The sequence below is a fragment of the Streptococcus pluranimalium genome (genome assembly GCF_047785745.1).
Lineage (GTDB): Bacteria > Bacillota > Bacilli > Lactobacillales > Streptococcaceae > Streptococcus > Streptococcus pluranimalium_B.
In genome coordinates, this window is record NZ_JBLOJT010000094.1 from 1 (window position 1) to 6811 (window position 6811).

Consider the following 6811-nt stretch of genomic DNA (forward strand, 5'->3'; position numbering starts at 1 on the left):
GTTATTTAACCCTTGATAAGATGCGTTTTGTTATAAAAGTATTTTAGGAAGTTATTTCAAATAGGATAGTTGTCAATCGCTAGCTCATTATAAATGCGTTATTTTAAAGAACGGTAATCCTAATGCGTTATCATCTTTATCTGTACTTTTTGTATTAAAGATATATGAAGTATCGTACCATCCATTAAGAGATTGAGTATAGGGATCTGTAACGTGAACCTTACCATTATTATAACCCTTTAGGACAATTTCATGAGAACCATTTTGAACAAAAACATTCTTCTCTACAGCTGCCAAAACATGATGCCCAGCCTGCAAAGCAGCAATGAGACTATTATAATTAGAAAGATTTGTTGCTTCTAGTCCCCAAGCAGCTGCAGCTTTAACAATTCCTGGTGCACGCGTTCCTGGTACAACTTTATTAAATTCAGACGTTTTTTGATATAACCAATCTGCCACTGACGTAGGAGCAACTGTTTTACCGGTCAGTGCAGTAAAGACCATACTTAATGAAGTGGGTACGCATCCCGTATCGCCCATCGTGTATGGTCCATAATATTTTGACGACCAGCGTAAATCACGTTGATTAAAATAAGGCATAGGATAGGTTCTAGAAACAATCTTTTCATTTTCTTTTTTCACAAAAGCAGTTGTTGTCTTAGGTGCTTTAGCTCCCTTTTTAACCAAAGTAACTTCAAAACCTTCAATGCCTAAACCAAATCCTTCTGTACCTGATGCTAAACCGTTTTTTGTCCAGCCTAGCCATCCTTTATTTTGACTATGAACACGATAATAAACATCATAATATTGACTAATGTCACCCACCAAAGATATTTTTAACGCTTCTATTTGACGATTAGAACCACCCTGGCCACTGATTTCACCATCTCTAACACCTTTTATCCAGCCGATATTCTGAATATGAGCCTCATAGGATACAGATCCCAGATAATCCGTTTGGAGACGGATTCCTAAAGCTTCTATTTGCTGATTCTTTCCAGTACTTCCACTTATAGAGCCACCTATTACCTCAGTTTGCCATCCCTGTTTTTCAATATAACTACGATAATAGATAGAAGCACTCTTTTCAACTCTCTTAATGAACGCTTGACGCGTATCGCCCGTAAAAATGGTACCTTTAGATAATATCTGTATCTCTAAAGCTTCCAATCGTTTTGAAAGCCCCTCTGTACCAACATTAGCTCCATTTTTGGCCCAGCTTAACCATCCATAATCCTGAACATGCGCTCGATAGTAAAGATCAAAATGAACTGCTAATTCCTGAGTTAACCGGAGATTTACAGCTTCTAAACGCTTGCCTTGACCAGTTGTTCCTACTATACCTCCAGTCGTAACAGGAGACTGCCAACCAATATCTTGGACATGAGCTTGATAACTAATATCACCTAGCTGATTCATATCCTCTCCCAAACGAATCTCCAAGGCTTCTAAACGCTTACCTTGACCAATTGTTCCTATCAATTGTGAGGCCGGAACAGGGTTTTGCCATCCCAATATTTCAACATGTGAACGAACACGAATATCGCTAGTATCAACTTTAGACAGTTCAGAAACTGTAGAAGATGTTGTTGATCGCAGGTGAATTGTAGTCGTATTTACGTTTGTTGGCTGACTAGGACTTGAGAGACTTTCCGATGGCATCGTATTTTCTGATAGTATAGCAGATATACTTTGTGATTCTTCGCTAACTACATTTGAAGCAGGAGCTGACGCCGCCGCTGATTCAAGAGGTTGACTGGTCACTTCTGAAGGACTAGTAGCAGGAATATCATCATCTGAAACCACTACTGGTGTTGTTTGATCCGATACAGTTTCTAAGGCTTGATCAGCTAGAACAGCGGGCGCTAGAAAGAGATTTATTCCCATGACCCAGTTTACCACAGAATTGCTAAACTTCCTAGCCCAAAAGCAAGATATCGATGACTTCTTTCGCCACTCTCTAGAGACAGCCATGAATGAGCTCTTGCAAGCTGAATTATCAGCTTTTCTTGGATATGGCCCCTATGAAAAAGATGGTTACAATACAGGTAATAGCCGCAATGGCACCTATCCTCGTCAATTTGAAACGAAATATGGGACCGTAAGTTTAGCTATTCCAAGGGATCGAAATGGGGAATTTTCACCAGCTATATTGCCGTCCTATACCAGACGTGATGATCATCTAGAAAAAATATTTATCAAACGCTACCAAACTGGTGTCACAACTCGTGACATCAGCGAGATTATCGAACGAATGTGTGGTCATCACTATAGTCCAACAACTGTGTCAAATATCACAACAGTAACGCAAGAGAATGTCACTGCTTTTCACGAGCGCACACTTAAGGAAAACTATTCCGTGCTTTATCTTGACGGGACATACTTACCTTTGCACCGAGGAACGGTTAGTAAAGAATGCGTTCATATTGCTCTTGGGATTACTCCTAAGGGCTATAAATCCGTTTTAGGATATGAGATGGCACCAAATGAGAATAATACTTCTTGAAGTGACCTTCTCAATCGACTTCAAAGGCAAGGAGTCCAGCAAGTGTCTCTAGTTGTCACTGATGGATTCAATGGCTTGGAGCAAGTCATCCAACACGTTTATCCTTTAGCAAAAAAGCAACGTTGCTTAGTTCATATTGCTCGCAATATGTCGAGTAAAGTCAAACGTGTAGACAGCGCTCCTATTATTGAGCGGTTTAAACAGGTTTATCGAGCAACTAGCTTTGAGGATGCAAGGAAGTTATTGAGACAGTTTATGGATGAGTGGAAACCTTGTTATAAGAAGGTGATGGAGTCGCTTGAAAAGACAGAGAATTTATTCACCTTTTACCAGCTCCCATACTGTATTTGGCCAAGCATATACTCGACTAACTTGATTGAATCACTGAATAAAGAAATTAAGAGGCAGTGTAAAAAGAAAGTAGTATTTCCAAATGAAGAATCACTTGAGCGATATTTGGTAACTATTTTTGAAGACTATAATTTCAAGTTTGGACACCGTGTTTATAAAGGTTTTGGAGCGTGTTCTGATACCCTCGATAGTCTATTTGATTAACATTTAGAAACTCGACTAGGTGTTTACACAAAATTATTGACAGTACCTACTTTAATAAACTTAAACAAGCTATTTTAATTTATCATTTTTATACGTATGTGTTTTTTCTAAACCTTGAAAATCTTGCTGACGAAGCGCTTCATAGACAATCATACAAACAGTATTAGAAACATTCAGACTTCTAACATGTTCATCATTCATAGGAATTCGCAATGCTTTTTCAGTATTTTCTCTCATAAAATCTTCTGGCAAACCAGTATCTTCTCGTCCAAACATGAAATAATGGTCTTTAGTTTGAGCATAGGAGATGTCAGAATAGACTTTGTCCGCAAATTTTGAGACCAAATAAACTTCTCCTGTAACTTGTTTCATGAAATCTTCCAAGGATTCATAGTAATGAATGTCTAATTTATCCCAATAGTCCAGACCTGCACGTTTCATTTTTTTGTCATCTATCGGAAATCCCATCGGTTTAATGATATGTAGGGGGCTATTGGTTGCCGCACAGGTTCTAGCAATATTCCCTGTATTTTGGGGAATCTGTGGTTGATATAGCACCACATGATTTCGCCCATATAAGAACGTCTCATTATTCTCATGCATCATGACTACTCCTTTTTGCTTAGTTTTGACATAAAAATAACCACGCTACCCGGAGTCAAGCTCAGCAGATAGCGTGGTTGGTGTTGACTCGTTACCTTAAATCATAACAGGTTTGATTTAAACCAACGAATAGCTTAATAGTAAGTATAACACTTTCATCACTAGTGTCAACTATTTTTTCTTAAATTTATGATAAAATCCCTTTACTAGGATGCTTTTTTGACAAAAAAAGGGTATTATAGGATGTGATTATTATGGAGGAGAATCATGCGAATAATTCTAGTCGGTGGTGGTAAAGTTGGTGCTGCCCTTTGCCGTTCGCTAGTTGAAGAAAATCACGATGTCGTTTTGATTGAACAAAAAGAGAGTGTCTTAAAACATCTCACCAAACGATACGATATCATTGGACTACTTGGTAATGGGGCCAATCATAAAATTCTAGAACAAGCTGACATTCAAGATTGCGATATTTTCATTGCAATGACAGATAAGGATGAAGTCAATATGATCTCAGCTGTTCTTGCTAAACAAATGGGGGCCAAAGATACTATTGTTCGTGTTCGTAATCCTGAGTACTCTAATACTTACTTTAAAGAACGGAATTTCTTAGGATTTTCTTTAGTGATTAATCCTGAACTTTTGACTGCACGCTATATCGCAAACAGCATTGACTTTCCTAATGCTAAATCCGTTGAGCATTTCGTCAATGGGCGTGTCATGCTTATGGAATTTTCCGTTTCTGATCAAAGTATCCTAAGTCATATGTCACTTTCGGAATTCCGTCGAAAATTTGGAAACATCGTTATTTGTGCTGTCCAAAGACAAGATACCATTCTAATCCCTGATGGCAATGATCGTATTTTACCAGGCGACCGTATTTTTGTGACAGGAAGCCGTGTTGAAATGGTACTTTTTCATAATTTTGTTAAACATAAACTCATCAAAAATATGATGATTATTGGTGCAGGTCGTATCGCCTACTACCTACTCTCGCTGTTACGAAACAACAAAATCAAGTTAAAAGTGATTGAACGTGATGAAAAGCACGCGCAATGGCTTAGTCAAGAATTCCCCCATCTCAATATCGTTGTCGGAGATGGAACAGCTAAAGATGTGCTTTTAGAAGAAAGCGCTGCGAACTACGATGCCGTTGCTACCTTGACAGGGGTAGATGAAGAGAACATTATTGCTTCGCTTTTCTTGGAAAAAGTTGGAGTGCAAAAAAATATTACCAAGGTCAATCGGACTAGTCTTCTCGAAATTATTGACCATAACTTTGTATCTTCTAGTATTGTTACTCCAAAAAGTATCGCTGCTGATGCAGTCATGCATTTTGTTCGTGGACGCGATAATGCCCAAGACTCTAACTTGGATGCCATGCACCATGTAGCAAACGGTCGTATTGAAACCCTTCAATTTGAAGTTCGGGATAAAAACAAGATGGCAGGGCAACAATTATCCAACATCAAATTAAAAGATAATGTCTTGATTGCCGCTATCATCCACAAAGGGAGAACGATTTATCCCACTGGTGAAGATATTCTTGAAGTTGGAGATAAGATTGTTGTGATTACCTTGCTAAAAAATATTACCAAAATCCATGATTTAATGAAGAGGTCTCGTCATGAATAGAGCAATGGTCCGTTTTTTATTATCAAAACTCCTCATTATTGAGGCGGGACTGCTCTTAGTTCCATTAGTCATATCTGTCATCTATCAAGAAGATTGGTCTATCAAGTTAAGTATTCTCTATACGATTGGATTACTCTTATGTTTAGGTGGCTTCGGAAGTTGGTCAAAACCGCAAAACCATCACATTTATACCAAAGAAGGAATGTTGATTGTTGCACTCTGCTGGGTACTCTGGTCTTTCTTTGGAGCTCTTCCTTTCGTCTTTTCTGGCCAAATCCCTAGTCTTATCGATGCTTTCTTTGAGGTTAGTTCAGGCTTTACAACAACTGGGGCAACTACCTTGCCAGATGTTTCTGTCTTATCTCACTCCCTTCTTTTTTGGAGAAGTTTTACCCATTTAATCGGAGGAATGGGGGTCTTAGTTTTTGCACTTGCTATCATGAGCAATAGTAAAAACGGTCATCATGAAGTTATGAGAGCTGAAGTTCCTGGCCCTGTCTTTGGTAAAGTCGTTGCGAAACTAAAAAATACAGCTCAAATCCTATATTTTATCTACATGGGCATGTTCCTTGTTTTCACGCTCATTTTATGGCTATGCGGTATGCCACTGTTTGATAGCATCATTACTGCAATGGGAGGGGCCGGTACTGGTGGTTTTGGAGTATACAATGACTCTATTGCTCACTATAATAGCTCCCTCATTACCTATGTTGTTGCATTTGGCGTGATGCTTTTCGGAATTAATTTTAATCTGTATTATTTGATACTGATGAGAAAGTTCAAGCTCTTCTTTAAAGATACTGAATTGCGTCTCTATTTAGGGATAATCCTTGTTGCCACAATAGTAATCATCCTAAATGTCAGTCATCTCTACACTAATATCAATCAAACAGTTAGTTTTTCTTTCTTCCAAGTAACAAATGTGATTACCACAACTGGTTTTGGAATTACAGACTTAACAGCTTGGCCACTATTTGCACAATTTATTCTCCTCTTATTGATGTTTCTAGGAGGGTCAGCAGGTTCGACTGCTGGTGGATTTAAGGTCATTAGAGCCCTAATCATTTCTAAAATTGTTAAAAATGAAGTGCTAAGAACACTTTATCCACGCCGCATCATGTCTCTTCATATCGGTGAAAATATTATCGATAAGGAAACACAACACAGTGTCCTAAAATACTTGGCTATTTATATTATAATGTTTGTTTGTCTACTCTTTTGTTTAAGCATTGATCATCAAAAAGACTTTATGGTCGTCGTTAGCGCAGCAGCATCGACTTTTAATAATATTGGTCCAATGTTAGGAACTGCTGAAACCTTCGATATCTTTAGTCCATTCTCAAAGCTACTCATGAGTCTAGCCATGATTGCAGGGCGTTTAGAAATCTACCCTATGCTTCTTCTGTTCTTAAAACGCACTTGGTCAAAATATTAACACTTGATAAATCAAATACGGATCAATCAACAATATAATAAGGCTTGGTTACATTTCCAAGCCTTATTTTTTTTTATTAA

4 protein-coding genes and 1 pseudogene are annotated in these 6811 nt (G+C 38.1%); 3 read left to right on the plus strand and 2 right to left on the minus strand.

Features of this window, described 5'->3' with window-relative positions; genetic code table 11:
* Nucleotides 1–87 precede the first annotated feature (87 nt).
* Nucleotides 88–1887 carry a C39 family peptidase gene (locus ACMZ6U_RS08535; protein ID WP_416107916.1) on the minus strand — a complete coding sequence of 600 codons (1800 nt, stop codon included), beginning with the start codon at nt 1885–1887 and terminating at the stop codon, nt 88–90.
* Between ACMZ6U_RS08535 and ACMZ6U_RS08540 the strand changes: the two are divergent.
* Nucleotides 1886–3061: pseudogene (locus tag ACMZ6U_RS08540) on the plus strand (IS256 family transposase). The gene ACMZ6U_RS08535 and the pseudogene ACMZ6U_RS08540 overlap by 2 nt on opposite strands.
* A gap of 69 nt (nt 3062–3130) precedes the next feature.
* Here ACMZ6U_RS08540 and ACMZ6U_RS08545 read toward each other — a convergent pair.
* Nucleotides 3131–3667 (minus strand): tRNA (cytidine(34)-2'-O)-methyltransferase, encoded by a 537-nt coding sequence (locus ACMZ6U_RS08545; RefSeq protein WP_416107918.1) that lies wholly within the window; start codon nt 3665–3667, stop codon nt 3131–3133.
* A gap of 264 nt (nt 3668–3931) precedes the next feature.
* Between ACMZ6U_RS08545 and trkA the strand changes: the two genes are divergently transcribed.
* Nucleotides 3932–5296: a Trk system potassium transporter TrkA gene (gene trkA, locus ACMZ6U_RS08550; protein ID WP_416107920.1), complete on the plus strand. Its 1365-nt coding sequence runs from the start codon at nt 3932–3934 to the stop codon at nt 5294–5296.
* Nucleotides 5289–6731: a TrkH family potassium uptake protein gene (locus ACMZ6U_RS08555; RefSeq protein ID WP_416107922.1), complete on the plus strand. Its 1443-nt coding sequence runs from the start codon at nt 5289–5291 to the stop codon at nt 6729–6731. Before trkA ends, ACMZ6U_RS08555 begins: the two co-directional genes overlap by 8 nt.
* Nucleotides 6732–6811 lie beyond the last annotated feature (80 nt).